Genomic DNA, 26,028 nt, shown 5'->3' with positions numbered 1-26,028 from the left:
CGAACATGATCAAGGTCGCCAGTTACAATATGCGCAAGGGCATCGGGCTCGATCGCCGCCGCGACCCCGGCCGGGTGCTATCGGTGCTCGGCGAACTCGACGCCGATATCGTCGCATTGCAGGAGGCCGACCGCCGGTTCGGCACGCGCGCGAGCGCGATCCCGCCGCACATGTTCGAGGACCATAGCGACTATGTCCCCGTCGACCTCCTGAGCGGCCGCCCCTATGCGATCGGCTGGCACGGCAATGCGCTCCTCGTGCGCAAGGGCGCCGAGGTCGAGGAAAGCCACGCGCTTCACCTGCCGACCCTCGAGCCGCGCGGCGCGGTCGCGGCGACGATCCGCATCGGCGACACGCGGCTGCGCGTCGTCGGCATGCACCTCGACATTTCGGGGCTGCGGCGGCGCCAGCAGGCCCGCGCGATCCTGCACCATGTCGCCGAAGGCGAAGACCTGCCGACGATCCTGATGGGCGACTGCAACGAATGGCGCGCGAGCGGCGGCTGCCTTGCCGATTTCGGCGCGCATCACCGCCCCGTCGACACCGGCCACAGCTTCCACAGCCGCCGCCCCGTCGCGCGGCTCGACCGCATCTTCGCTTCGCCCGATCTCGAAGCGATCGAGGCGGGCGTGCACCGCAGCGCGCTCGCCGCGCGCGCGTCCGACCATCTGCCGATCTGGGCCCGGTTCAGAGCAACAAAATAGCAATCTTTGCCTAAAATTTAGGCATGACCCTGCCTTTCCTGCCCATCAAACGCACGATCTGGCGCGTCGGCGACTCCAATACCGTCACAAAATGTTAACTTTCGTCCCGTGTGCGCAATCTGGCACGCCCGTTGCAGTGCAACATGGTGCCATTAGCAAAAGGGGGCGTCATGAAGCTGATCCTGGCCATCATCAAACCATTCAAGCTCGACGAGGTGCGCGAGGCGCTCACCGGACTCGGCATCGCCGGCATGACCGTGACCGAGGTCAAGGGCTTCGGCCGGCAAAAGGGGCAGACCGAAATCTATCGCGGCGCCGAATATGCCACCAACATGGTGCCGAAGGTGAAGATCGAGCTCGTCTGCGACGACGCGCTCGCACCGCGGGTCGTCGAAACCTTGCAGCAAAGCGCCGGCACCGGTTCGATCGGCGACGGCAAGATTTTCGTCCTCGACGTCGGTCAGGCCGTGCGTATCCGCACGGGCGAGACCGGCGAGGCGGCACTGTAATGACGAAGGGGGAAACTATGACGTTCGCAAACAAGATTGCGGCGAGCGCCGGGGCCGCCGGCCTCTCGCTGTTCGCCGCGCTGCCCGCCTGGGCGCAAGAGGCGGCGCCCGCCGTCGCAGAGGCGGCCGCGCCGACACCCGACAAGGGTGACACCGCCTGGATGATGATTTCCACCGTGCTCGTCATGGCGATGATCGTCCCCGGCCTCGCGTTGTTCTACGGCGGCCTCGTCCGCACCAAGAATATGGCGTCGGTTCTGACGCAGATCCTCGCGGTCGCGGCGCTCGCGATGATCATGTGGGTGATGTTCGGCTACAGCCTCGCCTTTGGCGGCGACGGCAATGAGTATATTTCGTCAGGCAAACTGTTCCTCGCCGGAGTCACCGCGGATTCGACCGTCGCGACCTTCAGCGACGGCGTCGTGATCCCCGAATTCGTGTTCATCGCCTTCCAGATGACCTTCTCGGCGATCACCGTCGCGCTGGTCCTCGGCGGGCTCGTCGAGCGCATGAAATTCTCCGCGGTCATGGTCTTCGCGATCGTCTGGCTGACCATCGTCTATTACCCGATCGCGCACATGGTCTGGTATCTCGGCGGCACCGATGAAGCGACGGGCCTGATCTTCGGCTGGGGCGCGCTCGACTTCGCGGGCGGTACGGTGGTCCACATCAACGCCGGTGTCGCGGCGCTCGTCGGCTGCCTGATCATCGGCAAGCGGAGCGGCTATCAGAAGGACATCATGGCGCCGCACTCGCTGACCATGACGCTGATCGGCACCGGGCTGCTCTGGGTGGGCTGGTTCGGCTTCAACGCCGGCTCGGCGCTCGAAGCCAATGGTTCGGCCGGCCTCGCGCTGATCAACACCTTCACCGCCACCGCCGCCGGCGTCCTGTTCTGGATGCTCACCGAGCGCGTCCTCGGCCACAAGGGCTCGCTGCTCGGCGCCTGTTCGGGTGCGATCGCCGGCCTTGTCGCGGTCACCCCGGCCGCGGGCAACTCGGGTCCGTTCGGCGCGATCCTGCTCGGCGCCGTTGCGGGTATTGTCTGCTGCTGGTTCGTGATGAAGCTGAAAGCCAAGCTCGGTTTCGACGACTCGCTCGACGTGTTCGGCATCCACGGCATCGGCGGCCTGATCGGCTCGATCCTGACCGCGGTCACGATGCTGCCCGCGCTCGGCGGTCCGGCCGGCGACGACTATGTCCTCGGCAGCCAGCTCTGGATCCAGATCAAGTCGGTCGGCGTCGCCGTCCTCTGGTCGGCGGTCGGTTCGGCCATTGCCTTCTATATCGCCAAGGCGGTTACCGGCGGGCGCGTCTCCGAAGAGGTGGAGCGCGAAGGCCTCGACCTCGGCGAGCATGGAGAGCGCGCCTACAATTATTGACGAGACAGGATACCCGTCGCCGCACGTCTCTCTCCTTTCAAACGGCGGCGGGATCCTCACCGGGTTCCTCCTGCGAACCACTGGCCGGGACCGATGTCCCGGCCTTTTTTTTGGTTGTGGCCGGAAGGGCCACGGGCCCTGAACCGACGTTCCGGCCGTTTTTTTGACTGTGGCTACGACGCAACAGGTCAGAGTAATTTTATTACGTGCGAATCGTCCCCCATTGCAGATCACCCGCAAGAGGCGCACCCTCCCGGACGGACCAGCGAAGATTGGCCACCAGGAGGAGGATTATCATGAACAACCGAGCATCTTTGCTCGCGGGCTTGTCGTGCCTTGCGCTCGCAGGCACCCCGGCAGCGGCGCAGGACGCGACTTCGGGCGGCTACGACGGCAATGAGATCATCGTCACCGCCACCAAACGCGACGCGAGCCTTCAGGACGTTCCCTTTTCGATCAACGCCCAGACCGAGCAGGCGATCGAACGCGCCAACGCCAGCACGATCGAGGATCTGTCGCGCAATGTCGCGGGCCTGACCGTTCAAAACCTCGGCCCCGGGCAGAGCCAGGTGTCGGTGCGCGGCGTTTCGGCGGGCCAGATCGCGCGCGACCAGCCAGGCGTCAAGGAACAGGTCGGCGTCTATCTCGACGAATCTGTCGTCTCGCTCTCACTCTTCACCCCCGACCTCGACCTGTTCGATTTGAACCGCGTCGAGACACTGCGCGGGCCGCAGGGCACGCTCTTCGGCTCGGGTTCGGTCGGCGGCACGCTGCGCTACATCACCAACCAGCCGACCACGGACCGCGTCGAGGGCAAGGTCGAGGGCAATGTGAATCTCGTCGACGGCGACGATTTCGGCGGACACCTCAAGGGCGCGATCAACCTGCCGCTCAGTTCCAATCTCGCGATGCGCGCGGTCGGCTATTACACGCGATACGGCGGCTTCATCGACGCGCTGCGCGAGGGCGGCGGCGTGACCGAGGATGTCAACGACGGCGAACGCTATGGCGGGCGCGTGTCGCTCCGCTGGGAACCCGCCGAGAATCTCTCGATCACCCCGCGCTTCGTCTATCAGAAGGTGACCACCGACGGTTTCAACCGGCAGGAGGTCTATAACCTTTTCGCCAACCCGTTCACGACGACGCGGCCGCAGGTGACCTTCGACGAGCGCCAGCAATATCTGCTCCTCGACGAAGCGTTCGAGGACGAGGTCAAGCTTTTCGACCTCACGATGAACTATGCCGGCGATACGATCGGCCTGACCTCGGTCACGAGCTATACCGATCGCGACATCCTCGTCAGCCGCGATGCGAGCGCGCTCACCGGCAGCGTGTCGGCCGACCTCGGCTTCCCCGACGCGGGCATCCTGCTCCCGTCGAACCTCGTCGACACGACCGGCGTCAAGCAGTTCACGCAGGAAGTGCGCGTGAACTCCGCCGGCACCGGTCCCTTCCAGTGGCTGATCGGCGGCTATTATGCCAACGTCAAACGCGACTATACGCAGCGCCTGCCGACACCGGGCTACGATGCCGTCACCGATGCGACGCTTGGCGACGGAACCTCTGCGGCGGTGGCGAACGGGTTCGGCCCCAATTCACCGTACAATGCCGACATCCCCTATGACCTGTCGCAAATAGCGATCTTCGGCGAGGTCAGCTATGATTTCACCGAGCGCCTCACCGCGACGGTGGGCGGGCGCTATTATGCCTTCGACGAAACGCGCCGCTTCGTATCGGGAGGACTGTTCACGAACGGCGACAACGACCGCGACAAGACCTCGTCGACCGGCTTTTCGCCGCGCCTTCTCTTGAGCTACGACGTCGCCGACGGCATCACGCTGAACGCGCAGGCGTCGAAGGGTTTCCGCCTCGGCGGCGTCAACGACCCGCTGAACCTGCCGCTCTGCGACGGCGGCGTGCCGAACGGCCCCGACGCGGAGACGTTTGGCGGCCGGCCGCGCTACGACGACGAAACGCTGTGGAACTACGAAGGCGGGGTGAAGGCGCAGTTCGGCGGCATCACGTTCAACGCCGCCGGCTTCTATACGAAGATCAACAATCTGCAGGTCACCGCCGACGCCGGCAGTTGCTCGTCGCGCATCGTGTTCAACGCCGACGCGCATACGATGGGGCTCGAATTCGAGCTGTCGGCGAGCCCCGTCACCGGGCTCGATCTCGGATTGTCGGGCAGCTATGTCGAGGCTGAGTTCGACTCGACGCTGACGCGCCCGAACGGCACGGTGATCGAGGGTATCCGTGACGGCAACCGCCTGCCCTCGGTACCGAAGTTCCAGATGTCGGCGAACGCGACCTACAGCTTCCCGATCGATCCCTCGTCGGACACCAACGCCTTCGTCACCGCCTCCTTCCAGCATGTCGGCAGCCGCTATACCCAGCCGGGCGACCAGGAGAACAACCCGCGGACTTTCGTGCACGGCTTCACCTTCGGCGGCGCGCCGATCGGGTCGGCGACGACGCTGGACCTCAAGCTGCCCGACTATCAGCTGGTCAATCTCGGCGCGGGGATCGAGTTTCCGGACGAACTCGAAATCTCGGTCTATGTGAACAATCTGTTCGACGAAAATGCGCTGCTCGCCTTCGACCGCGAACGCGGCGGGCGGGCGCGGCTCGGCTTTGCGACGAACCAGCCGCGCACCTTCGGCGTCACGGTACGAAAGGGCTTTTAAGAGTGGAAAGGGGGTCGGGCGCGACCGCAACGCGGCCCCTTTTTCGCGCTGAAATGCTGCACAAATTTTGTGCAGCATTGCCGCAATTTTAGCCTTTCCAACATGACATTAATATGGCATTCATTGGGTCAACAGTTTCAGGAGGGGAGAGCCTGAAAGGCTGGGCCGGGACGCAAGTCCCGGCCCTCTTTTTTTTGTGCGCGACAGGAATATTGCCTGAAAATGGCAGTTTCACGGGGTTTTGCGCGTGTAGCGCAGCATGGCGAAGACGCGCCAATTGCCGTCGTCCTGCAGAATCGAATCGCTGACAACGAGTCTTCCGTCCTCTTCAAGGACATAGGCCGACCGGCCGATCTCGACATCGGCGCTGCCCCAATGTGTCCACCATTTCGCCGCATTCACTCCGCCCGCGATCGCGCGCGTTCGGCCCGTGTCGTCGGTCCATTTCCCGTACAACCGCCCCTCGGCATCAAAGGCATAGGTCGCGTTGGCCGCATAGATGACGGACGGCGTCCCGGCGATGCTCAGACGATAGGCCAGCACCGTCGCGCCGCCCGCGTCCGGTGCGATTTCGAGCGTCGCGGTCGCGGGCTTGCCGAACGCCTCGCCCTCTCCGACCCAGCTGCCATGCCAGGCAGCGAGCGAAGGCGCCTCGACGGCGGGCCCGGCGGGCGCGAGCAGCGCCGCCGCGGCCCACCCAAGCCGCATCATGGCGCGATCTCGGATTGTGAGAACATGAAGGCGTTGCCGTCGGGGTCGTAAAAGGTGAGCAGCTTCACCAACCCCGGTATATGCTGGATATCGCCGTCCTGCTTTACGCCCTCGGCGTCGAGATGCGCTTTCGCTGCCTCGATATCGGCGACCTCGAACACATTGGTCGCGCCGCCGCCCTGCACCACATTTTCGATTTGGCTGAGCCCGATATTGACCCCCGTCATCGGGGTCTTCAGCTCGCACCAGCCGATCTCGTCGGCGCGGTAGAGCAGCTCGCACAACATCACCCGCTCATACCATGCGATCGATGCGGTCATGTCCCTGACCCCCATCGAACAGGTGAGTTCCGACCCGATCTCAAGCGCCATAGCTTCCTCCCTGACCGCCAGCCGACCGGCACGGCAAGCCATGCCGCACCCCAAATCGCTTGCCTCGATGATCTGGTTTGTATAGTTAGTTGCAAATGCAGTCAAGCACACCCGATCCCCTGCTTGTCGAGCTTGGCAGCCACCGCTGGCTGGTGCCGCTGCTCGCCGACCTCGCGGCGCACAAGGGCGCACGCTTCGTCGAGCTGATCCACCGGCTCGGGCTGTCGCGCGACAGCTGCGCACGCACGCTCGATGCTGCGGCAAGGATCGGCTGGGTGCAGCGCAACCCCGGCCACGGCCACCCGCTGCGGCCCGAATATATCCTCACCGAAAAAGGGCGGGCCGCAGCCGCGCGCGCCGCCGCGATCGCCGTAGCGCAGCGGGAAATCGGCCTGCCTCGCGGCGCCGCGACGCGCTGGGGCCTGCCGCTCGTCGCCGGAATCGGCGCCGGGCACGACCGCTTCAACGCGCTGTCGCGCCTGCTCGCCCCGGCAACGCCCCGCGCCTTGTCTCAGGGGCTGACGGCGCTGGGCAAGCATGGGCTGGTGTCGCGCGAAGTGCTCGACCTGCGCCCGCCGGCGAGTCGCTATGAACTGACGCGGACTGGAAGGGTGCTGGCGGAGGCTTGCACCTGGTGACATCCGGCGAAAGCCGGGGCCAGAAGGCTGGCGCTACATCGCAGGGGCCCCCGGCTTTCGCCGGGTGTCACTATGCCAAAGCCGCCTTCACGAAATCCGCCGCCCGCTCGCCGATCATGATACTCGGCGCGTTCGTATTGCCCGACACCAGCCGCGGCATGATGCTCGCATCGGCGACCCACAGCCCTTCGACACCGTTGAGCTTGAGCGCCGGATCAACCACCGCCTCGGCATCGCTCCCCATCCGGCACGTCCCGACGGGATGGTAGACGGTGTCGGCCCGCGACCGAATCAACGCGTCCAGCGCCGCATCGTCGTCGAGATTCACCGGATGCCGGTCGACCCCGGCATAGTCCGACAGCGGCGGCGCTGCAGCGATGCGGTGCATCATCCGCACGCCGGCGCGCAACGTCGCCATGTCGCGCTCGTCGGTCAGGAAGCCAGGGTCGATCAGCGGCGCCGCGGCGGCATCGCCCGACGCCAGCGTCACCGACCCGCGGCTCTCGGGGCGCAGCACGCAGGCATGGCACGAAAAGCCGTGCCCCTTTACCTTGGTGCGCCCATGATCCTCGAGCATCGCGGGGACGAAATGATATTGGATGTCGGGCGCGGGGAGGTCGGGGTGCGACTTCCAGAAACCGCCCGCCTCGGCGAAGCAGGTGGTCATGATCCCGCTACGCTGCCGGCGATGCTCGAAAATCGCCTTGACCATCCGCCATGTGCCGCCCGCGCTGTCGCCGAACGGGTCGGTCGATCGCGTCTCCCAGCTCGACACATAGTCGATATGGTCCTGCAGGTTCGCGCCGACACCTTTGCGGTCGGCGACCACCTCGACGCCCTTGTCCTTGAGCTGGGCCGCGGGGCCGATCCCCGACAGCATCAAAATCTGCGGGCTGTTGAAGGCCCCCGCCGACAGCACCACGCCGCCGCGCGCGCGCAGCGTCTCACGCTTTGAACCGCGGCGGATCACCACCCCGGTCGCGCGCCCGTCCTCGATCAGGATCTTCTCGACCAGCGCGCCGGTGCGCACCGCGAAATTGCCACGCCCGCGCAGGGGCTCGACATAGGCGCGCGCCGCCGACCAGCGTTCGCCGCCCTTTTGCGTCACCTGATAGAGACCGAAGCCTTCGTTGTTGGGTTGATTGAAATCGGCGGTGCGCGGCAGTTGCAGCGCCGCTGCGCTCTCGACGAAACGCCGGCTCGTCACATTCGGCCAGCGCTGGTCCATGACATTGAGCGGCCCGTCGGCGCCGTGAAATTCGTCGCCCCCCCGTTCATTGCCCTCGCTGCGCTTGAAGAAGGGCAGCACGTCGGCGTAGCTCCAGCCGCTCGCGCCGAGCGCGGCCCACTGGTCGTAATCGAAGGCATGGCCGCGGATATAGACCATCGCATTGATCGCGCTCGACCCGCCGAGCCCGCGCCCGCGCGGCTGATAACCGATCCGGCCGTTCAACCCCGACTGCGGCACGGTGTCATAGCGATAGTTCGACGATTTGGGGATGAAGGGCATGAAGCCCGGCGTCTTGACGCGCACCGTGTCGTTGTGCCCGCCCGCTTCGACGAGGCAGACGGTGCGCTTGCCGTCCTCGGCCAGCCGCCCCGCAGCCGCGCTCCCCGCGCTGCCGCCGCCGATGACGATGATGTCGAACTGATCCATGTTTCGCGACTCTCCCTCGCGCCGCCTGCCGGCGGTCGCCCGGATGCTTACATGAATGTCATTAGGCGGCGAAGCAAGCTGCCAAAAGCTTGTCATTGGGAGCGGAGCGAAGCCAGAGCGGATTGCGCCGACTCTGGATTGCCGCGTCGCCTTCGGCTCCTCGCAATGACGGCGAAAATTATTCCGCCGGCTCTTCCATCGGCCGTCCCGCCGCCCAGCGTTCCTTGATCATCGCGCTGGTCGCGCGGCTGCCGTCGTGGCTCCAGCCGGGTTCGCGCCACATATAGGATAGCTTGTGCTTCCACGGCGCGCTCCACACATCCTTCGCGATCCCGACCCACTCATGCACCGCGGCCCACAATATGTTGAAGCTGCCGAGTTGCTTGACGATGCCGTATCGCACCGGCTCGTCGTCGCGCTCGGGGACGAAGCTGCCGAACATCTTGTCCCAGATGATGAAGACCCCGGCATAATTGGCGTCGAGATAGCGCGGATTGACGCCATGGTGGACGCGGTGGTGCGACGGCGTGTTCATCACCGCCTCGAACCATCGGGGCAGCCGCTTGATCGCCTCGGTATGGATCCAGAACTGGTAGATCAGGTTCAGCCCCGCGCAGAAAAAAACCATCGCGGGCGGAAAGCCGATCAGGAACAGCGGCATGCGAAACAGGAAGGTCAGGCTGAAAAAGCCCGTCCACGTCTGCCTGAGCGCGGTCGAGAGATTATAATGCTGGCTGCTGTGGTGGATGACATGGCTCGCCCAGAACCAGCGCACGCGGTGCGCGCTGCGGTGGAAGGCGTAATAGGCGAGGTCGTCGAGGAAAAAGCAGAGGATCCACGCCCACCACCAGCGGCTGAACTCGATCCCGATGTCGAACAGATGGAACTGGTACACCCACACCGACATGCCGATCACCGCCGCGCCGACGAGCGCACCCGCAATCTGGCTCACTGTCCCGAGCATCAGCGACGTCAGCGTATCGCGCGCCTCGTACCGGCTCCTGTCCTTGCGCAGCGAGACGATCATCTCGGCGATCAGCAACAGGATGAAGGCCGGGACCGCGTAGACGACGGGATCGGGCAGCTCAGGCACGATCAACAGCCTCTTCTGACGAAGAGGCCGCGGAAAGCGACCGCATTCTGCTCGCCCACATCCCCGCATCCTTCCCCAGTTGCAGCGTCACCGCGCCGAATGTCTTCTCCGGCATCGTGAGCGTCAGGAAATCCTTGTCGAGCCGCCCGATGACGCTCGCATCGACCGGCCGCGCTGCGAAATGATTGCCATGCGCGCGCACCAGCATCATCCGCCCCTCGGCATTTTGCACTATCGCGGCGAAGCCCGCGCGGTCGCGCGCGACCTCGGTGCCGCGAAACCCCGCTTCGGCCTCTTCGGCGAGCCGGATCGCATGATCGGCATCCGCGATCCGGGGATCGTCGCCGAGCCCCATCTTGCCGACCAGCCAGGCAACGAACAGCACCGCGGCGAGCGACGCGCCCGTCTGGACGAGCACCGCCGTCATTTTTCCCCCGCGAGCGCGTCCAGCATCGGCCTGAGCCCGGAAAGATCATAACCCGCCTTCGCGGCCGCCTCGACGATGCCATCGACATTGTCACCCGCGCGCGCGCGGGTCAGCGCCCAGAGATGCGTCGAACGCGTTCCGGAGCGACAATAGGCAAGGATCGGCCCCGTCGCGCTCGCCAGCAATTTGTCGAGCGCGTCGATCTGCGCATGGCTGAACCCCGCGTGACCGATCGGAATCGCGGCATAGGCCAGCCCTTCGGCGGCGCAGGCAGTGGAGATATGCTCGCCCTGCGGCGCTGCGGGCTCCTCGCCGTCGGGACGGTTGTTGATCACCATGGCAAAGCCTTGCGACTTCGCCTCGGCGACATCCTCGATGCCGAGCTGCGGCGCGACGCTGAAATGGGCGGACAGGGGTCTAAAATCGCTCATGCCAGCGATCTACTCCCGGCGGCTGGTTGCTGACAAGCGTGAAGGTGAACGTCAGTGCTGACTGATCACATTCAGGAATGCGTCGCCCCACGCCTCGAGCTTCTTGCCGCCGACGCCGGGGATGTCCGCCAGTGCGCTCCGCGTCGCCGGCCGCTCGCTCGCCATCGCGCGCAGCACCGCGTCGTGAAAGATCACATAGGGAGGCACCCCGGCTTCGGCCGCCAGTTCGCGCCGCATCGCGCGCAGCGCGTCGAACAGCGGATCGCCCACCGGGTTCGCTGCCGCGCGATCGGCGCGCGAGGCGCGCCCACCCTCCCGATGGCTGCGCTTCACCGGCGGCTCGGCGATCAGCACCGAGACCTCGCCCTTCATCACCGCGCGCCCCGAAGGCCCGAACATCAGCCCGCCGTGCTCGGTCGTCTCGAGCGCCTCGCGCGCGACGAGCGTGCGGACGAGCGGCTTGATCAGCCGCGCTTCCTCGCCCGCGACGATGCCGAAGACCGACAGCTTGTCGTGACCGCGGCTTTCGATCCGCTCGTCGCTCCGGCCCGTCAGCACCGCTTCGACATGCCCCGCGCCAAAGCTCTGCCCGGTGCGATAGACCGCCGAGAGCAATTTCTGCGCGAGGACCGTCGCATCGATCTGCCGCGGCGGTTCGAGGCAATTGTCGCAATTGCCGCAGCGCTCGGGCGGATTTTCACCGAAATGCCGCAACAACAGCGCGCGCCGGCACTCGACCGTTTCGACCAGCGCCGCCAGTGCATTGAGCCGGACCCGCTCGCCCGCGATGCGCGCCTCGGGCAGTTCGCCGAGCCGCATCCGCGCGCGCGCGAAATCCTCGGCGCCCCACAGCATCATCGCCTCGGCGGGGTCGCCGTCGCGCCCCGCGCGCCCCGTTTCCTGATAATAGCTCTCGATCGACTTCGGCAGTCCCGCGTGGGCGACGAAGCGCACGTCGGGTTTGTCGATCCCCATGCCGAATGCGACCGTCGCGGTGACGATCCCGTCCTCCGACGCGACGAAGTCATGCTGGACCTGCGCGCGCCGTTCGGGGTCGAGCCCGGCGTGATAGGCCGCGACGCTGCGCCCGGTCGCGGCGGCGAGCTTCGCCGCCATGCGTTCGGTTCCGTCGCGCGTCGGGCAATAGACGATCCCCGGCCCCGGATTGGCGGCGATAAAATCGGTGAGCTGCTTCGCGGGGCTGACGCGCGGGGTCACGCGATAGCGGATGTTCGGCCGGTCGAACCCCGCAAGCACCAGCCCGTCGGCCGGAATGCCGAGCTGGACGAGGATATCCTCGCGCGTGTGCCTGTCCGCCGTCGCCGTCAGTGCAAGCCTCGGCACCGCGGGAAAGGCATCGAGCAAGGGGCGCAGCAGCCGGTAATCGGGCCGGAAGTCATGCCCCCATTCGCTGACGCAATGCGCCTCGTCGATCGCGAACAGCACCGGCGTCCGCGCCGCCATCAGCGAGCGGAAGCCCTCGCCCGTCGCACGCTCGGGCGCGATGTAGAGCAGGTCGAGCTGGCCGTCGCGATAGGCCTGCCGCGTATCGGCGAAATCGGCGTCGACGCTGGTCAGCGATGCCGCTCTTATCCCCGCCGCGCGCGCGCCGCGCAGCTGGTCGTGCATCAGCGCGATCAGCGGCGACACCACGACGACGCATCCGTCCAAGGCAACGGCGGGAAGCTGATAGGTCAGCGATTTGCCCGCGCCCGTCGGCATCACCGCGAGCGTATGCGCGCTCGCCATCACGCGGCTGACGACGTCGCCCTGACGGCCACGAAAATGGTCGAAGCCGAAGGTCGATTTCAGGAGAGGGAGAAGTGCGTCTGCGGACATTGGAGAGGGCGATAGGAAGTTTAGGAGCAAGGGGGAAGCCCCACACGTCTCCAATATCGTCATTGCGAGCGGAGCGAAGCAATCCAGAGCGGTTTACGCTCTAGCCAACATTGCCCGCTCGGCCATCCGTGACGCTGTCTCGCGCTCGGCCATCACCACATGGTCGGCGCCGCGGCGTACGAGATCATTTACTTCCTCGTCCGAATGCGCCCGCGCCACGATCACGAGCCTGGGGTTGATCGCGCGCGCGCGCCGTACGATCGCGCCCGCTTCTATCCCCTCTGGAATCGCGATCAGCAGCGTCGACGCATCCTCCAGCCCCGCCTGCCGTAGGATGCTTTCCTTGGTCGCGTCGCCGACGATCACCGTCGCGCCCGCCTCGCGCGCCGCCGCCGCCATATCCTTCTGGTCCTCGATCACCGTCAGCCCCTCGCCCCGCCCGCAGATCATGCCGCCGATATGGCTGCCGACGCGGCCATAACCGATCAGCACGACGCCGGCGTTGCACGGCTCGGGTGCCTCCTCGGCGACATCGCACGGCAGTTTCTCGATCGGCTCGTCGGCGCGGATGCGCTTCACCGCCAGCGTAAAGAGGATCGGGTTGAGCAGGATCGACAGCATCGACCCCGCGAGGATCAGGTCGCGCCCGGTTTCGGGCAGGACCTCCAGGCCCACGCCAAGCCCCGCGAGGATGAAGGAAAATTCGCCGATCTGCGCGAGGCTGACCGAAATCGTCAGCGCGGTCTGCGACTTGTAGCCAAAGGCGCGGACCAGCGCGAAGGCGGCGAGCGACTTGCCGACGACGATGATCGCGACCGTCGCCAGTACCGGCCCCGGCTGTTCGGTCAGCACCTCGGGATTGAACAACATCCCGACCGACACGAAGAAGAGTACCGCGAAAGCATCGCGCAGCGGCAGCGTTTCTTCGGCCGCGCGCCGCGACAATTGCGTCTCGCCGAGGATCATCCCCGCGAAGAAGGCCCCGAGCGCGAAGGACACATCGAAGATCACCGCCGCGCCGAAGGCGACCCCCAGCGCGATCGCGAGCACCGCGAGACGGAACAGCTCGCGCGACCCCGAATGCGCGACCCAATGCAGCACCCACGGCAGCACGCGCCGCGCGATCAGGAACATGAAGGCCGCGAAGCCGACGACCTTGAGCAGTACGAAGCCTGCCGATTGCAGCAATCCCGCGCCGTTCGCGTCATTGGCGCGGTCGCCGAACATCGCGGGCAACAGCACGAGCGCGAGCACCATCACCAGATCCTCGACGATCAGCCAGCCGACCGCGATGCGTCCCTTCTCGGTCTCGACCATGTCGCGTGCCTGCAGCGCGCGCAGCAGGACGACGGTCGATGCAACCGACAGTGCGAGGCCGAACACCGCGCTCCCCTCGACGGGCCAGCCGAGGTAAAGCCCGAGCATCATGCCGAGCGCGGTCGCGACCGCGATCTGCAAGATCGCCCCCGGCACCGCGATCTTGCGCACCGAGAGCAGGTCCTTCAGCGAAAAGTGGAGGCCGACCCCGAACATCAGAAGAATGACGCCGATCTCGGCGAGTTGCATCGCGAGCCCCGTATCGGCGACGAACCCCGGCGTGAAGGGACCAACCAATATACCTGCGAGCAGATAGCCCGCGATCGGCGATATTTTCAGGCGATGCGCGAGCGCGCCCATCAGAAAGGCGACACCAAGGCCCGCGACGATGGTTCCGATCAGCGTGGTATCATGCGGCATGGACCCTGCGTAAAGGGCCCGCGCGCGCAGGGTCAACCCAAGCCCATTATTTTCGTTACGATTGGACCGTCGGGCGACGCAGATCCGTTCGCCGTCGCCGCGATCGCCACCCCGCGCCCGGGTCGCCCGATCAGGAAACCCTGCGCTTCGTCGCAGCCCTCGCGCCGCAGCACGTCGAGCTGCTCGGGCGTCTCGATCCCTTCGGCGAGGATCGGGATCGACAGGCTCTTGCCGAGCGCGAGCACCGCCCGCAGGATCGCGGTCGACTGGGCGTTGCCGGCGAGTTCGGCAAGGAAGAAGCGGTCGAGCTTGATCTTGTCGAACGGAAATACGCGCAGCGTTTCGAGCGACGAATAGCCGGTTCCGAAATCGTCGAGCGCCACCCCGACACCAAGCGCCTTGATCTGACGCAGCACATGCAGCGCGCGTTCGCGGTCGGCGATGATCGCCGTCTCGGTGAGCTCGATCTCCAGCCGTCGCGGCGGCAGGCCGGTGTCGAGCAATATCTGGTGGAACAGGCGCGGCAGGTCGACATGCGCGAGTTGCAGCGGCGACACATTGACCGCCACCTTCGACGCGTGCGGCCAGGCGGCCGCGTCGGCGCAGGCGCGCCGCATCACCCATTCGCCGAGCGCCAGGATAAAGCCGTTCGCCTCGGCGAGCGGGATGAACACCGCGGGCGGGATCGAACCGCGGACCGGATGCGTCCAGCGCAGCAGGGCTTCATATCCGGTGACCTCGCCCGTCGTGACCGAGGTCTGAACCTGATAATGGACGTCGAGCTCGTGACGATCGATCGCGCCGCGCAGGTCGGCCGCGAGCTCGCGCTGCTCGCGGATCGCCTCGTCGAGCTGCCCGTCATAATGGCACGGCGCGGTCGCGGCATCGGCTTTCGCGCGATACATCGCAAGGTCGGCGTTGTTCGCCAGCATCTCGGCGGTGGCGGCATCGTCGGGGAAGACCGCGACGCCGATGCTCGCGCCGAGCCGCGCCTCGAAATCGGGAAAAGCCAGCGGCGCTTTCAGCTCGGAATCGAGCCGTGCCGCGAAGGCGGTCAGCTGCGCGCGATCGGTAAAGCGCGTCAGCGCGACGAATTCGTCGCCGCCCAGCCGCGCGACGAATTCATTGTGGCCGAGCATATCGCGCATCCGCTGCGCGAGCCGCGCGAGCACCTCGTCGCCCGCCTTGTGGCCGTGGACATCATTGATTTCCTTGAAGCGGTCGAGATCGATCGCGCAGAGGCCGACGCGCTCGCTGCTCACCATCGCTGCCCCTATCTGCCGCGCCAGTTCGCCGCGAAAGGCGACGCGATTGGGCAGGCCCGTCAGTGCGTCGTTCATCGCCATACGCGTCATCTCGCGCAGCGCCTCCGACCGCGTCTGGCGGTCGAGCATCGCGGCGAAGACTCCCGCCGCGATCACGATGCCGCCGACGATGACCGTCGCGAGCGCCAGCGCGTTGAATTCCGCCGGACGCAGCGGCGTGGCGTCGAGCGCCATCGGGATGATCCGCATCGCGGTCATCGCGAGAAAGTGGAGCGAAGCGATCGCCAGCACGATGAGCAGCGTTGCGAGGGGGACGCGATATCGTACCGTGCGGGTCGTGCGCAGCACGGTCAGCGCCGCGGCCGCAAAGGCCATCCCGCAGATCACCGCGGCGGCGATATAATGGCCGTCCCAGGTGACGATGCCATCGACGCGGTACGCCGTCATGCCGGTGAAGTGCATCGCGGTGATCGCGGCGCCGAACAGCGCCCCGCCGATCGCGCCGAAGACCTCGTCCTTCCCCCAGGCCGCGACCGCGAATCCGATGAAGCTACCGATCATCGCGACCATCAGCGACGCGATGGTCAGCACCGGGTCGAGCGTCACCGGCGCTTTCGCCTCGAACGCCAGCATGGCGACGAAATGCGTGCACCAGATCGTCGCGCTCGCGGCGACCGCGACGAGGAAGGCCCAGGCGACCCCGTGCGCGCGCGATCCATCGCGCGCGCGCTCGAACATCTGGACGATCGCAAAAGCGCCGACGCCGCAAATCGCGACCGCCAGCGCGACGAGCCACGGATCGTGGTCGATCGCGATACACATCGCCAGCCTGATCAAGAGCCCACCTTTCGCGTCGATGTCCGCCGACGTGACGGATAGGTTCGAAGAGGCTCAATGAGCGGAAATCACTTACAAAATTGTAAACAACGGGGTCGCGAATTACGCCTCCACCGTTCCTTCGTCACGCTCCGCCTGTTGCCGCGCCCACATGTCGGCATAGAGCCCGCGCATGCCAAGCAGCTGGTCGTGCGTGCCCGTTTCGGCGACGCGGCCCTTCTCGAGCACGATGATGCGGTCGGCGTTCGTCACCGTCGACAGGCGGTGCGCGATCACCAGCGTCGTGCGCCGCGCCGCGATGCGTTCGAGCGTGTCCTGGATCGCCGCCTCGGTGCGGCTGTCGAGCGCGCTGGTTGCTTCGTCGAGGATCAGGACGGGCGGGTTCTTGAGCAGGGTGCGCGCGATCGCGACGCGCTGTTTCTCGCCGCCCGACAGCTTCAGCCCGCGCTCGCCGACCTCGGTCTCGTAACCCTGCGGCAGCAGCGCGACGAAGCCGTCGATCGCCGCGCCCTCGGCGGCCGCCGCAATCTCGTCGACGCTCGCACCCTCGCGGCCATAGGCGATGTTATAGCCGATGCTGTCATTGAACAGCACCGTGTCCTGCGGGACGATCCCGATCTCGGCGCGCAAACTCTTTTGCGTAACCTGGCTGATATCTTGACCGTCGATCAGCACACGCCCGCCTTGCGGGTCATAAAAGCGGAAAAGCAGCCGCGCGATCGTCGACTTGCCCGCGCCCGACGGCCCGACGATCGCCAGCGTCTCGCCCGCGCCGACCGCGAAGCTCACGCCGTTCAGGATCGTGCGGTCGGGTTCATAGCCGAAGACGACATTCTCGAACGCCACCGAGCCGCCGTTCACGACCAGCGGCCGCGCGTCCGGCGCATCCGAAATCTCGGGCGGGGTGTCGATCAGGCGGAACATCGCCTCCATGTCGATCAGCCCCTGGCGGATCACGCGATAGACCATGCCGAGCATGTCGAGCGGGCGGAAAAGCTGCGCGAGCAAGGTGTTCACCAGCACCACGTCGCCGACCTTATATTCGCCGGTCGACCAGCCCCACACGGTATAGGCCATCGCGCCCGCGAGCGCCGCATTGGTGATCAGGCTCTGCCCGATGTTGAGCCAGGCGAGGCTGTTCTCGCTCTTCACCGCCGCGCGCGCATATTGGTCGGCGACGTCGCGATAGCGCGCTTCCTCGCGGTCCTCGGCGCCGAAATATTTGACCGTCTCGTAATTGAGCAGGCTGTCGACGCTGCGCCCGATCGTCAGCGTGTCGAGGTCGTTCATCCGCGTGCGCAGCGCGTTGCGCCAGTCGGTCACTTTGCGCGTGAAAATGATATAGACGACGACCATCAGCGCGGTCGCGCCGGCAAGGCCGAAGCTGAACCTGGTCCAGAAAATGATCAGCACCGCGGCGAGCTCGACGATCGTCGGCGCGATGTTGAACAGCAGGAAATAGAGCATCGTGTCGATGCTCTTGGTGCCGCGCTCGATCACTTTCGTGACCTCGCCCGTCCGCCGCGCGAGGTGGAAGCGCAGGCTCAGCGCGTGGAGGTGGCTGAAGGTCGCGATCGCGAGCTCGCGCGTCGCATCCTGCCCGACGCGTTCGAACACCACGTTGCGAAGATTGTCGAACAGCACCCCCGCAAAGCGCGCGCCGGCATAGGCGAGCACCAGCCCGATCGCGAGCAGGGCGCCCTCCTCCATTCCCGGCGCCATGCGATCGATCGCGGCGCCATACAGGAAGCCCATCGACAGCTGCACGCCCTTCGACGCGAGCACGATGAGGCCCGCAAGAACGATACGGGCCTTCGCCTCGGCGTGCCCCGCCGGCCACAGATAGGGCAGGAAGCGGCGGAGCGTCGCGAGGACGGGCGGTTCGCGGCTGGCGTCGGCGGAGGTTGCGGTGTCGGGAGGCATGAACGCCCCATGTAGGGGCGCGGGAGCTCAACGCCAAGCGGCTCGCTTCCCTGCTCCCGCATCCCGGCGCGGGCCGGCATGACGATTATCGGGACGGCAGAGCTATATTTTCTGGCGCGGCACCGCGTGGCGGATGATCCGGTCGATCAGCCGCCGCTCTTCGGATGTCGGGGTCGGCACGATCGCGGCGGGCGGTTCCTGGCGCCGACCGAACAGCGGACGGCGGGGCGGGACGAGGGGGGAAAAGCGCATGGGGGCTGCCTTCAATCTGACGCGGCGCGCCCCCCGGCTCCGCTATGATCTGGTCCCGGCACCCATGGTGCAGCCGCATGGTTGCAGCCCGGTAAAGCGGCGTGGTTACTGCTTTCTTTCCGGTACCGTGAAGGTGCCGGTGACGCGCCCGCCGGTGCCGCCCTGGACGGCGTTGCCATCGGGACCGCGCGACGCGCCGCGCCCGTCGACCGTCGCGCGGCCGCTGTTGAGATCGATCACGAGCCGCCCGCCGCGCAGATTGTTGCCGCGCTGGCGCAGCTCTACATTGCCGACCATCGTGATCAGGCGGCGGTCGAGGTCATAGATGGCGACATTGCCCTTCGCCGTCTCGTCGCCCTTCACCACCGTCACGCCGCCCGTCGCATCGAGCCGGTTGACGTCGGTGCCGCCCGAGCGCGTATAGGCGACGGTCATCCGCGGCGCGGTGACCGTCAGCCCCGCCTGCGTCACACGGACATTGCCCGCCAGCACGACGCGGTCTGCGCGATCCTGCACCTCGATGCTGCCCGCCGCGAAATCGACGGGCGCGTTGCTGTTGTGATTGGCGAGCGCCTGCGCCTCGGCCCGGTCCGCAGTGCCGGCGGAAAGGACGGCGAGACTGGTCAGGGCAAAGCTCGCGCCAGCAAGCGCCATGCTCTTCATGGTCCAAAGCCGGTTCATTTGAGCACTCCCTGATTGATCCTGAGCCGCGCATTGCCTTCCAGCCGCACGATCCGCTTGTCGAGGTCGGCCGAAATCTGGTTGGCCGAAAACGGGCCGATGTTCAACGCACCGTTGACGCCGCCCGTGCCGGTGAGGGTGCGCGTCTTCAAATCGACCGCGACATTGCTCGCGTCGATATGATAGCCGTTCGCGCTCTTGACCTGCACCGTTCCGGGCACCGCGACCTTTTCGGTTTCCATATTATAGGCACCGTCGCGCGCAACGATCGTCGCGGGGCCGTCGGCGAGCTTGATCGCCCCCGACAGGTCGGTCATCCGCACGATCGGCTCGGCCGAGCTTTTCTGCACCGCGCTGCCCGCGAGCAGCGCAAAAGGCTGCCCCTTCGCATCTTGCCCGCGATATTCGGCGCGCGTCACCTTCATCCGCTCGCTCGCCATGTCGACCTTGTCCTTCGCGAGCAGGAAGCTGATCTCGGCGCGCTGAGTGAAGGGGGAGAAGACGAGCACCGCCGCGACGACGCCGATGACGAGCGGCAGGCCGAAGCGCAGGATGCGCACCACCCGGTCGTGGCTCGAGCCGCTTCGCGCCCACATCTGGCGCATCGTGCGGTCAAGGTCGGCGCGTTCGGACATTCATCAGGACCTTCGTGCGAATCGCTCGTCAGCTGTGCGCAAAAATATCGGCCTCGGGCCAACCGGCGAGGTCGAGCGCGGCGCGCGTCGGCAGGAAATCGAAACAGGCCTGCGCGAGTTCGGCCCGCCCCTCGCGCGCCAGCCGCGTATCGAGAATCGCCTTCATCGCGTGCAGGAAACGCACGTCACTCGCCGCATAGTCGCGCTGCGCGTCGCTGAGCTCGGCGGCGCCCCAGTCGCTCGACTGCTGCTGCTTCGACACTTCCTGGCCGAGCAATTCGCGCACCAGTTCCTTGAGGCCGTGCCGGTCGGTATAGGTGCGCACCAGCTTCGAGGCGATCTTGGTGCAATAGACGGGCGCGGTCACGACGCCGAGCGCCTGCTGCAGCGCGGCGATGTCGAAGCGGGCAAAATGAAAGAGCTTCAACCGGCCCGGATCGGTCAATATCCCCTTCAGCACGGGCGCATCATAGGCGCTGCCGGGGTTGAAACGGACCAGATGCTCGTCGCCCGACCCGTCGCTGATCTGGACGAGGCACAGCCGGTCGCGCAGCGGATTGAGGCCCATCGTCTCGGTATCGATCGCGACCGCGCCGGGGCCGATCACGCCCTCGGGCAAATCTTCTTCGTGGAAATAGACTGTCATCAGGTCGCCTTAGGCCAAGCGGCCCTGCCGCTCAATGGCTGGTTTGCAGGCCCGCCCCATAGCCACCGAAGCCCGCGGCAAACCGTGCAATATTCCGCAGCATCTTTCTGAAATTTTCTGTTCGCAGCCTGTGGATAATTAGGCTATATCTTGCGTCCTTGATGGCATGGGGCGAGTCTGTGCCCGTGGTGAACTGCGTCCCCGTCCGGCGCAAGGAGCCGGTTGAATGGGGTATGGACGACCGAAAGCGACTACTAAGCAATGAGTTTCAACAAGGATCGCCGTGGCCATCGGGGACGCGGCAAGCGCGATGATTTCGGCAATTTCGACAGCTTCGAGCCGGCTCCCTACAGCGGCGACAGCTATGGCGGCGGCCGTGGCGGCTTCGGCGACCGTGATCGCGGCGGCTTCGGCGGCGGCGATCGTGGTGGCGGTTTCGGCGGCGGTGAGCGCAGCGGCGGCTTCGGCGGCGGCGGCGGCGGTGGCGGTTTCGGCGGCGGACGCGGTGGCGGCATGCCGGCGCAGGTCGTCGGCGAAGGCCAGGGCACCGTCAAATTCTTCAACGCATCAAAGGGCTTCGGCTTCGTCGCCCGCGACGATGGCGGCGAAGATGTGTTCGTTCACATCAGCGCGGTCGAACAGGCGGGTCTTCAGGGCCTCGCTTCGGGCCAGCCGCTCGGCTTCACGCTCGTGGAGCGCAACGGCAAGGTTTCGGCGATCGACCTCAAGATCGAGGGCGAACCGATGCCGGTCGAGGAATTCGCTCCGCGCCGCGACGATCGCGCTGGCGGTGACCGTCCGGGCGGCGCCCGCGGCCGTCGCCAGCTGACCGGTGAACGCACGTCGGGCACCGTCAAATTCTTCAACACGACGAAGGGCTTCGGCTTCATCGCGCGCGACGACGGACAGGCCGACGCCTTCGTCCACATCAGCGCGGTGCAGCGCGCCGGCATGGCGGGCCTCGACGAGGGCGACCGCGTCGCCTTCGACATCGAAGTCGACGACCGCGGCAAGTTCGCGGCGGTGAACATCCAGCCGCATCAGGACTGATCGGCCGGACAAGCCAAAAAAGAAGGGCGGCTCGCGAGCCGCCCTTTTTGTTTGCTGCACCGGTTTTATGCGCGAGCGGTTGCGGCGAGTGACCGGCTCAATAGCCCAGCGTCGCCTCGAGGAACCAGATGCGCTGCTGCGTCTCGTCGGCCCAGCCGTCGACCAGCCCGCTCGTCGCGATGTCGCCATCGGCTTCCGCGGCGGCCTTCACGTCACGCAACTGGCCGAGCAGCAGCTTGTTATCCTCGGCAAGGCGCCGGATCATCGCCTCGGCATCGGCGTTCGCGCTATCATCGTCGCGGATCGAGGCGCGGCGGCCGATATCGCCGATCGAACGCAGCGTCGATGCACCGTTTTTGCGCACGCGTTCGGCGATCAGGTCGGTGGTCGCGAAAATCTGCCCCGCCTGTTCGTCGAACAGCAGGTGCAGTTCGCGAAAGCGCGGTCCCTGGACGTGCCAGTGATAATTTTTGGTCTTCAGATACAGCGCGAAGCTGTCGGCTAGCAGCGCGTTCAGCGCATCGGCGACGGCGGGGGTGTTCGCGTTCTTCTCGGACATGGGAGCATCCTTTCTGTTGTCCCGCCAATATAGCGAAACCCGATGACGCTTTCCCATTGAAGCTTTGGGTAAGTTTCATCGATAAAAGCGATGAAACACTCCCCGCGCGCCCGATCAGCCGATTAATCCGAAAGCGCCGAGCGCGGTGCGCAAACCCCAAAGCACCAGGATCACCGCCGCGGCCCAGCGCAGGTTCCGCGCCGCGCGCCGCTCGGCCAGCGCGGGTCCGAAGGCAAGGAAGGGCAGCATCGACAAGGTCCAGCCGATCAGCCCGCCCGCCGCCGCCCACTGTCCGGCACCGCTGGTCGCGGCGAGCGCCGCGATCAGGAAATGGCTGCGGTCGCCGAACTGGTTCGCGAGCATCCGGCCCGCGAACATGATCGTCGACGCGTCGTCGGCGCGCGCATCGCCAACGGGCTTCAGCGGCCACAGCAATGCGACCGCGGCCGACAGCATCGCGAGCGTGACGAGCAAGGCTGCGATGCCCTGCCCGATCATCTGGTTCGCGAGGGCCCCGGCGGTCGCGGCGACAGCCGCATTGACGATGAAAGCGCCGAAGGCGATGCCGACGGTAACGCGCCGGTCGCCGCGCACGCCAACGAGCCGCGACAGCGCGATCCCGCTGCGCCCGTCGGCATTGGCGAGCAGCACCGCCACCAGCGCGAGCATGATTGCGTCCATGACGTCAGGTCTGGATTTTCAGGCGCTCGGGGTCAATGCCCGAGCCGCGTCGCCACCGACGCCAGCCACGCCTCGTGCGCGGCCGCGGGCATCGGTCCGCGCGGCGCGTGCGCCGCGTCGCTCATCGCGTCGAGATAGGTCAGGATCGCGGCGCGGTAGCCGCCGCCCGCGACCGCCGATTCGAGCCGGCTCGCCAGCGTTTCGACCGCGGCAAAGCCATTGTCGCGCGCGAGGCAGCGGATATCGTCGATTCCCTGTACGATCTGCGCGAGCGCGCAGCGCGGCAGGGCTTCGGCAAGCGCGCCGATCTGCCCGGTGATCCGGTCCTGAATGTCGAGATATGGGTCGGTCTGGTTCCGCATCATCCACCCCCTGTTCCGACCCGGACGATGCGCCCTTTTGGTTAAGGCAGGGTTAGCGGTGGCCCGGCAGGCCGCCGAGGCTCTGCTTGCTGCGATACATGTCGCGGTCGGCCGCGGCCAATATGTCGGATTCGGTCATTCCGGTCTGCAGCATCGCGACCCCGAAGCAGGCCGAAAGCGGAATCTCGTGCCCGTCATAGTCGGCGGGGGCGGCGGCGAGCACGCCGCACAGCCTGTCGACTTGCGCGCGCGCGCCTTCCTCGCTCGACTGGTCGAGGATCAGCCCGAATTCGTCGCCGCCGATGCGCGCCGCGACGTCGGTCGCGCGGATCGACCCCGCGAGCCGCTTGGCGATTTCCATCAGCGCGAAGTCGCCTGCGGCATGACCGAAATTGTCGTTGATATATTTGAGCTGGTTGACGTCGATGAACACGACCGCGGCGCGTTCGGCATGGCGCTCGAACCGCGCCATGCGGTGATGGATCGCGGTCAGGAAATAGCGGCGATTGAACAACGGCGTCAGCGTATCGCGCTCGGACACGCGTTCGAGCTCGGCGACGGCGATCTTCAATACGCGATTCTCGCGGCGCAGCGCGTCGCGTTCCCGGCGTATCTCACGCAACTGGTCCTCAATGGAGTCAACGGCGACGGTCCCGAAATGGTCGACCGCGATCCGTGCCCCCCCTACGCTATCCATGCCTTGTCCCCGGCGCGCCCTATCCTCCGCCGGCCGGATGCCGACGGATATGAGGCGGCAACATTAGCTGCGACTTGATACCAATCGGTAAACGCGCCCGACATCAATTGCGCGGCGTTGCCCGCGCGCTGCGCAGTCGCTAGGGGGAAGGCGGCGGCGATTCATCGCGGCCAACAGGAGGGATCGGGTGATGGGCGATAGGGCGCCGCAAGTCGGTGTGATCATGGGCAGCCAGTCGGACTGGCCGACGATGGCGCACGCGGTCCAGATTCTCGAGGAATTCGGCATCGCCCACGACGTCCAGATCGTCTCGGCGCACCGCACCCCCGACCGCCTCGTCGCCTATGCCAAGAGCGCGGCGGAGCGCGGCCTCAAGGCGATCATCGCGGGCGCAGGCGGCGCCGCGCACCTGCCCGGCATGGTCGCCTCGATGACGCGCGTCCCGGTGCTCGGCGTTCCCGTCCAGTCGGCGGCATTGAGCGGCGTCGATAGCCTCTATTCGATCGTCCAGATGCCTGGCGGCGTCCCCGTCGCGACCTTCGCAATCGGCAAGGCGGGCGCGACCAACGCCGGGCTGTTCGCCGCCGCGCTGCTCGCGAACGAGGATGCGGGTCTCGCCGACAAGCTGAATGGCTGGCGCGATGCGCAGACGAACGGCGTCGCCCCCGTTCCCGTTCGCGAGGGCTGACCTTTTGCTCGCACCCGGTTCGACGATCGGCATCCTTGGCGGCGGCCAGCTCGGCCGGATGCTTGGTCTTGCCGCGGCGCAGCTCGGCTACAAGGTTCACATTTACGCCCCCGACGCCGAAAGCGTCGCGGCCGAGGTGACCGCGCACCACAGCCAGGCGGCGTGGGACGACGAACCGCGCCTCGCCGCCTTCGCCGCGGCGTGCGACGTCGTCACCTATGAATTCGAAAATGTGCCCGTCGACACGGTGCGCTTCCTGTCGGGGCATGTCACGGTGCGCCCCGGCATGGCGGGCCTGAAGATCGCGCAGGACCGGCTGGAAGAAAAGACCTTCGTCGCGGGCCTCGGCGGCCGTCCCGCCCCCTTCGCGGCGGTGCCCGACCGCGCCGCGCTCGATGCCGCGCTGGCCGAGCTTGGCGCGCCCGCGATCCTCAAGACGGTGCGCATGGGCTACGACGGCAAGGGACAGGCGCGTATCGTGGCGCCCGCAGATGCCGACGCCGCATGGGAAGCGATCGGCCGCCACGCCGCGGTGCTCGAAGGTTTCGTGACCTTCGCGCACGAATTTTCGGTGATCCTCGTCCGCGGCATCGATGGCGAGGTCCGCTTCTGGGACTCGCCCGTCAATGTTCATGAAGACGGCATCCTCGCGACCTCGAGCCTGCCCCCGCCGCAGATCATCCTGGACCAGCAGGACGAAGCCCGCGCGCTGATGGCGAAAATCGCCGCCGAGCTCGATTATGTCGGCGTCCTCACCGGCGAATTCTTCGCCACCGAAGACGGGCCGGTATTCAACGAGATGGCGCCGCGCGTCCACAATAGCGGCCATTGGACGATCGAGGGTGCGGTCGCCAGCCAGTTCGCGAATCATATCCGCGCCGTCGCCGGCCTGCCGCTCGGCAGCACCGAAACCGCGACGCTCCCCGTCACCATGCACAATCTGATCGGCGGCGGGATCGAAACCGTGCCCGCGCTGCTCGCCGACGAAAATTGCCACGTCCATCATTACAGCAAGACCGCGGTGCGCGAGGGACGCAAACTCGGCCACGCCACTTGGGTTGGAGCCTCGCCCGCATGAACCGCCCCGAAATCACGCTGATCCTCGCCCGCGCGGCCAACGGCGTGATCGGCGCTGGCGGCAAGATGCCCTGGCATCTGCCCGCCGACCTCCGCCGCTTCAAGCAGCTCACCATGGGCCGCCCGATGATCATGGGGCGCAAGACCTTCGACAGCCTGCCCGCCATTCTGGAGGGCCGCCGCCACATCGTCCTCACCCGCGACCCCGACTGGCAGGACGAGGGCGCCGAGCCCGTGGCGACGATCGAGGAAGCGCTGAAGCTCGCCAACGCGCCGCACGTCATGGTGATCGGCGGAGCGGAAATCTATCGCCTTTTCCTGCCGCTGGCCGACCGCGTCGAACTGACCGAAGTCGCGATCGAGCCCAAGGGCGACGCGGTCATCGACTATCCAGCCGTCGCCGACTGGCGCGAAGCCGCGCGCGAGGATCATCCCGCCGACGACGCCGGCCGCCCGGCGTACAGCTTCGTCACGCTGGTGAGGAAATAG

The 26,028-nt window shown here is 66.4% G+C and carries 27 protein-coding genes; 9 read left to right on the top strand and 18 right to left on the bottom strand.

Annotated features, from left to right (window positions below):
• The first annotated feature begins 5 nt into the window (after window positions 1-5).
• From HDC29_RS00530 to HDC29_RS00515, 4 genes are all read left to right on the top strand, one after another.
• A complete protein-coding gene (locus HDC29_RS00530; RefSeq protein WP_179493526.1) occupies window positions 6-704 on the top strand; it encodes an endonuclease/exonuclease/phosphatase family protein in 699 nt (232 codons plus the stop codon).
• Between the two features lie 170 nt (window positions 705-874).
• On the top strand, window positions 875-1,213 hold the full coding sequence (locus tag HDC29_RS00525; RefSeq protein WP_003043080.1) for a P-II family nitrogen regulator: 339 nt from the start codon (window positions 875-877) through the stop codon (window positions 1,211-1,213).
• Between the two features lie 17 nt (window positions 1,214-1,230).
• Window positions 1,231-2,595 (top strand): ammonium transporter, encoded by a 1,365-nt coding sequence (locus HDC29_RS00520; RefSeq protein WP_179493525.1) that lies wholly within the window; start codon window positions 1,231-1,233, stop codon window positions 2,593-2,595.
• Between the two features lie 296 nt (window positions 2,596-2,891).
• A complete protein-coding gene (locus HDC29_RS00515; RefSeq protein WP_179493524.1) occupies window positions 2,892-5,282 on the top strand; it encodes a TonB-dependent receptor in 2,391 nt (796 codons plus the stop codon).
• Between the two features lie 231 nt (window positions 5,283-5,513).
• Here the strand turns inward: HDC29_RS00515 and HDC29_RS00510 are convergent, their stop codons facing one another.
• Both HDC29_RS00510 and HDC29_RS00505 read right to left on the bottom strand, forming a co-directional pair.
• The gene (locus HDC29_RS00510; protein ID WP_179493523.1) at window positions 5,514-5,993 is read right to left on the bottom strand and encodes a hypothetical protein; all 480 of its coding nucleotides are present in this window, start codon (window positions 5,991-5,993) and stop codon (window positions 5,514-5,516) included.
• The gene (locus HDC29_RS00505) at window positions 5,990-6,364 is read right to left on the bottom strand and encodes a VOC family protein (protein ID WP_179493522.1); all 375 of its coding nucleotides are present in this window, start codon (window positions 6,362-6,364) and stop codon (window positions 5,990-5,992) included. The genes HDC29_RS00510 and HDC29_RS00505 overlap by 4 nt, the downstream gene beginning before the upstream one ends.
• A gap of 95 nt (window positions 6,365-6,459) precedes the next feature.
• On the opposite strand from HDC29_RS00505, the gene HDC29_RS00500 reads away from it, so the two are divergent.
• Entirely contained in the window at window positions 6,460-7,002 is a 543-nt protein-coding gene (locus tag HDC29_RS00500; protein WP_179493521.1) for a winged helix-turn-helix transcriptional regulator, read from the top strand.
• A gap of 70 nt (window positions 7,003-7,072) precedes the next feature.
• On the opposite strand, the gene HDC29_RS00495 is transcribed toward HDC29_RS00500, so the two are convergent.
• From HDC29_RS00495 to HDC29_RS00440, 12 genes are all read right to left on the bottom strand, one after another.
• A complete protein-coding gene (locus HDC29_RS00495) occupies window positions 7,073-8,659 on the bottom strand; it encodes a GMC family oxidoreductase (protein WP_179493520.1) in 1,587 nt (528 codons plus the stop codon).
• A gap of 178 nt (window positions 8,660-8,837) precedes the next feature.
• Complete coding sequence (locus tag HDC29_RS00490; RefSeq protein WP_179493519.1) at window positions 8,838-9,752, bottom strand: sterol desaturase family protein; 915 nt, start codon at window positions 9,750-9,752, stop codon at window positions 8,838-8,840.
• Complete coding sequence (locus tag HDC29_RS00485; protein WP_179493518.1) at window positions 9,745-10,179, bottom strand: hypothetical protein; 435 nt, start codon at window positions 10,177-10,179, stop codon at window positions 9,745-9,747. The genes HDC29_RS00490 and HDC29_RS00485 overlap by 8 nt, the downstream gene beginning before the upstream one ends.
• Window positions 10,176-10,610, bottom strand: coding sequence for a TIGR01244 family sulfur transferase (locus HDC29_RS00480; RefSeq protein WP_179493517.1), 435 nt, complete (start codon window positions 10,608-10,610; stop codon window positions 10,176-10,178). Before HDC29_RS00480 ends, HDC29_RS00485 begins: the two co-directional genes overlap by 4 nt.
• 51 nt (window positions 10,611-10,661) lie before the next feature.
• Window positions 10,662-12,449 carry a DNA helicase RecQ gene (gene recQ / locus HDC29_RS00475; protein WP_179493516.1) on the bottom strand — a complete coding sequence of 596 codons (1,788 nt, stop codon included), beginning with the start codon at window positions 12,447-12,449 and terminating at the stop codon, window positions 10,662-10,664.
• 93 nt (window positions 12,450-12,542) lie between these two features.
• The gene (gene ybaL, locus HDC29_RS00470) at window positions 12,543-14,186 is read right to left on the bottom strand and encodes a YbaL family putative K(+) efflux transporter (protein ID WP_179493515.1); all 1,644 of its coding nucleotides are present in this window, start codon (window positions 14,184-14,186) and stop codon (window positions 12,543-12,545) included.
• Window positions 14,187-14,218: 32 nt separating this feature from the next.
• The gene (locus HDC29_RS00465) at window positions 14,219-16,288 is read right to left on the bottom strand and encodes a bifunctional diguanylate cyclase/phosphodiesterase (RefSeq protein ID WP_257017969.1); all 2,070 of its coding nucleotides are present in this window, start codon (window positions 16,286-16,288) and stop codon (window positions 14,219-14,221) included.
• A gap of 102 nt (window positions 16,289-16,390) precedes the next feature.
• Window positions 16,391-18,211 (bottom strand): ABC transporter ATP-binding protein/permease, encoded by a 1,821-nt coding sequence (locus tag HDC29_RS00460; RefSeq protein WP_179493514.1) that lies wholly within the window; start codon window positions 18,209-18,211, stop codon window positions 16,391-16,393.
• Window positions 18,212-18,313: 102 nt separating this feature from the next.
• Complete coding sequence (locus tag HDC29_RS00455) at window positions 18,314-18,463, bottom strand: hypothetical protein (RefSeq protein WP_179493513.1); 150 nt, start codon at window positions 18,461-18,463, stop codon at window positions 18,314-18,316.
• A 105-nt stretch (window positions 18,464-18,568) separates the two neighbouring features.
• Entirely contained in the window at window positions 18,569-19,126 is a 558-nt protein-coding gene (locus tag HDC29_RS00450) for an LptA/OstA family protein (RefSeq protein WP_373562789.1), read from the bottom strand.
• Between the two features lie 14 nt (window positions 19,127-19,140).
• Window positions 19,141-19,779, bottom strand: a complete 639-nt coding sequence (gene lptC, locus HDC29_RS00445; RefSeq protein ID WP_179493511.1) for an LPS export ABC transporter periplasmic protein LptC — start codon at window positions 19,777-19,779, stop codon at window positions 19,141-19,143.
• 28 nt (window positions 19,780-19,807) lie between these two features.
• On the bottom strand, window positions 19,808-20,425 hold the full coding sequence (locus HDC29_RS00440) for a ribonuclease D (protein WP_179493510.1): 618 nt from the start codon (window positions 20,423-20,425) through the stop codon (window positions 19,808-19,810).
• Between the two features lie 261 nt (window positions 20,426-20,686).
• On the opposite strand from HDC29_RS00440, the gene HDC29_RS19370 reads away from it, so the two are divergent.
• Window positions 20,687-21,475 carry a cold-shock protein gene (locus HDC29_RS19370; protein ID WP_179493509.1) on the top strand — a complete coding sequence of 263 codons (789 nt, stop codon included), beginning with the start codon at window positions 20,687-20,689 and terminating at the stop codon, window positions 21,473-21,475.
• Window positions 21,476-21,572: 97 nt separating this feature from the next.
• Here HDC29_RS19370 and HDC29_RS00430 read toward each other — a convergent pair whose 3' ends face one another.
• The 4 genes from HDC29_RS00430 to HDC29_RS00415 all read right to left on the bottom strand — a co-directional run bounded on the left by HDC29_RS00430 (window position 21,573) and on the right by HDC29_RS00415 (window position 23,774).
• Window positions 21,573-22,034 carry a Dps family protein gene (locus HDC29_RS00430; RefSeq protein WP_179493508.1) on the bottom strand — a complete coding sequence of 154 codons (462 nt, stop codon included), beginning with the start codon at window positions 22,032-22,034 and terminating at the stop codon, window positions 21,573-21,575.
• 114 nt (window positions 22,035-22,148) lie between these two features.
• Entirely contained in the window at window positions 22,149-22,703 is a 555-nt protein-coding gene (locus tag HDC29_RS00425) for a TMEM165/GDT1 family protein (protein ID WP_257017968.1), read from the bottom strand.
• A gap of 44 nt (window positions 22,704-22,747) precedes the next feature.
• Window positions 22,748-23,080, bottom strand: coding sequence for a hypothetical protein (locus HDC29_RS00420; RefSeq protein ID WP_257017966.1), 333 nt, complete (start codon window positions 23,078-23,080; stop codon window positions 22,748-22,750).
• Between the two features lie 49 nt (window positions 23,081-23,129).
• On the bottom strand, window positions 23,130-23,774 hold the full coding sequence (locus HDC29_RS00415; RefSeq protein ID WP_179493506.1) for a GGDEF domain-containing protein: 645 nt from the start codon (window positions 23,772-23,774) through the stop codon (window positions 23,130-23,132).
• 190 nt (window positions 23,775-23,964) lie between these two features.
• On the opposite strand from HDC29_RS00415, the gene purE reads away from it, so the two are divergent.
• From purE to HDC29_RS00400, 3 genes are read left to right on the top strand one after another with little or no spacing between them, the layout of a single operon-like run.
• Window positions 23,965-24,462 (top strand): 5-(carboxyamino)imidazole ribonucleotide mutase, encoded by a 498-nt coding sequence (gene purE / locus HDC29_RS00410; protein WP_179493505.1) that lies wholly within the window; start codon window positions 23,965-23,967, stop codon window positions 24,460-24,462.
• Window positions 24,463-24,466: 4 nt separating this feature from the next.
• Complete coding sequence (locus HDC29_RS00405; RefSeq protein WP_257017965.1) at window positions 24,467-25,540, top strand: 5-(carboxyamino)imidazole ribonucleotide synthase; 1,074 nt, start codon at window positions 24,467-24,469, stop codon at window positions 25,538-25,540.
• Window positions 25,537-26,028 (top strand): dihydrofolate reductase, encoded by a 492-nt coding sequence (locus tag HDC29_RS00400; RefSeq protein WP_179493503.1) that lies wholly within the window; start codon window positions 25,537-25,539, stop codon window positions 26,026-26,028. The genes HDC29_RS00405 and HDC29_RS00400 overlap by 4 nt, the downstream gene beginning before the upstream one ends.

Source organism: Sphingopyxis sp. JAI108, assembly GCF_013410105.1.
GTDB classification, from domain to species: Bacteria; Pseudomonadota; Alphaproteobacteria; order Sphingomonadales; family Sphingomonadaceae; genus Sphingopyxis; species Sphingopyxis chilensis.
This window is presented reverse-complemented; position numbering and strand designations above follow the sequence as displayed.

Coding starts and splice junctions, on each gene's coding strand:
- HDC29_RS00530 (WP_179493526.1), top strand. CDS start 6: ATGATCAAGGTCGCCAGTTACAATATGCGCAAGGGCATCGGGCTCGAT.
- HDC29_RS00525 (WP_003043080.1), top strand. CDS start 875: ATGAAGCTGATCCTGGCCATCATCAAACCATTCAAGCTCGACGAGGTG.
- HDC29_RS00520 (WP_179493525.1), top strand. CDS start 1,231: ATGACGTTCGCAAACAAGATTGCGGCGAGCGCCGGGGCCGCCGGCCTC.
- HDC29_RS00515 (WP_179493524.1), top strand. CDS start 2,892: ATGAACAACCGAGCATCTTTGCTCGCGGGCTTGTCGTGCCTTGCGCTC.
- HDC29_RS00510 (WP_179493523.1), bottom strand. CDS start 5,993: ATGATGCGGCTTGGGTGGGCCGCGGCGGCGCTGCTCGCGCCCGCCGGG.
- HDC29_RS00505 (WP_179493522.1), bottom strand. CDS start 6,364: ATGGCGCTTGAGATCGGGTCGGAACTCACCTGTTCGATGGGGGTCAGG.
- HDC29_RS00500 (WP_179493521.1), top strand. CDS start 6,460: ATGCAGTCAAGCACACCCGATCCCCTGCTTGTCGAGCTTGGCAGCCAC.
- HDC29_RS00495 (WP_179493520.1), bottom strand. CDS start 8,659: ATGGATCAGTTCGACATCATCGTCATCGGCGGCGGCAGCGCGGGGAGC.
- HDC29_RS00485 (WP_179493518.1), bottom strand. CDS start 10,179: ATGACGGCGGTGCTCGTCCAGACGGGCGCGTCGCTCGCCGCGGTGCTG.
- HDC29_RS00480 (WP_179493517.1), bottom strand. CDS start 10,610: ATGAGCGATTTTAGACCCCTGTCCGCCCATTTCAGCGTCGCGCCGCAG.
- recQ (WP_179493516.1), bottom strand. CDS start 12,449: ATGTCCGCAGACGCACTTCTCCCTCTCCTGAAATCGACCTTCGGCTTC.
- ybaL (WP_179493515.1), bottom strand. CDS start 14,186: ATGCCGCATGATACCACGCTGATCGGAACCATCGTCGCGGGCCTTGGT.
- HDC29_RS00460 (WP_179493514.1), bottom strand. CDS start 18,211: ATGCCTCCCGACACCGCAACCTCCGCCGACGCCAGCCGCGAACCGCCC.
- HDC29_RS00455 (WP_179493513.1), bottom strand. CDS start 18,463: ATGCGCTTTTCCCCCCTCGTCCCGCCCCGCCGTCCGCTGTTCGGTCGG.
- HDC29_RS00450 (WP_373562789.1), bottom strand. CDS start 19,126: ATGAAGAGCATGGCGCTTGCTGGCGCGAGCTTTGCCCTGACCAGTCTC.
- lptC (WP_179493511.1), bottom strand. CDS start 19,779: ATGTCCGAACGCGCCGACCTTGACCGCACGATGCGCCAGATGTGGGCG.
- HDC29_RS00440 (WP_179493510.1), bottom strand. CDS start 20,425: ATGACAGTCTATTTCCACGAAGAAGATTTGCCCGAGGGCGTGATCGGC.
- HDC29_RS19370 (WP_179493509.1), top strand. CDS start 20,687: ATGAGTTTCAACAAGGATCGCCGTGGCCATCGGGGACGCGGCAAGCGC.
- HDC29_RS00430 (WP_179493508.1), bottom strand. CDS start 22,034: ATGTCCGAGAAGAACGCGAACACCCCCGCCGTCGCCGATGCGCTGAAC.
- HDC29_RS00425 (WP_257017968.1), bottom strand. CDS start 22,703: ATGCTCGCGCTGGTGGCGGTGCTGCTCGCCAATGCCGACGGGCGCAGC.
- HDC29_RS00420 (WP_257017966.1), bottom strand. CDS start 23,080: ATGATGCGGAACCAGACCGACCCATATCTCGACATTCAGGACCGGATC.
- HDC29_RS00415 (WP_179493506.1), bottom strand. CDS start 23,774: ATGGATAGCGTAGGGGGGGCACGGATCGCGGTCGACCATTTCGGGACC.
- purE (WP_179493505.1), top strand. CDS start 23,965: ATGGGCGATAGGGCGCCGCAAGTCGGTGTGATCATGGGCAGCCAGTCG.
- HDC29_RS00400 (WP_179493503.1), top strand. CDS start 25,537: ATGAACCGCCCCGAAATCACGCTGATCCTCGCCCGCGCGGCCAACGGC.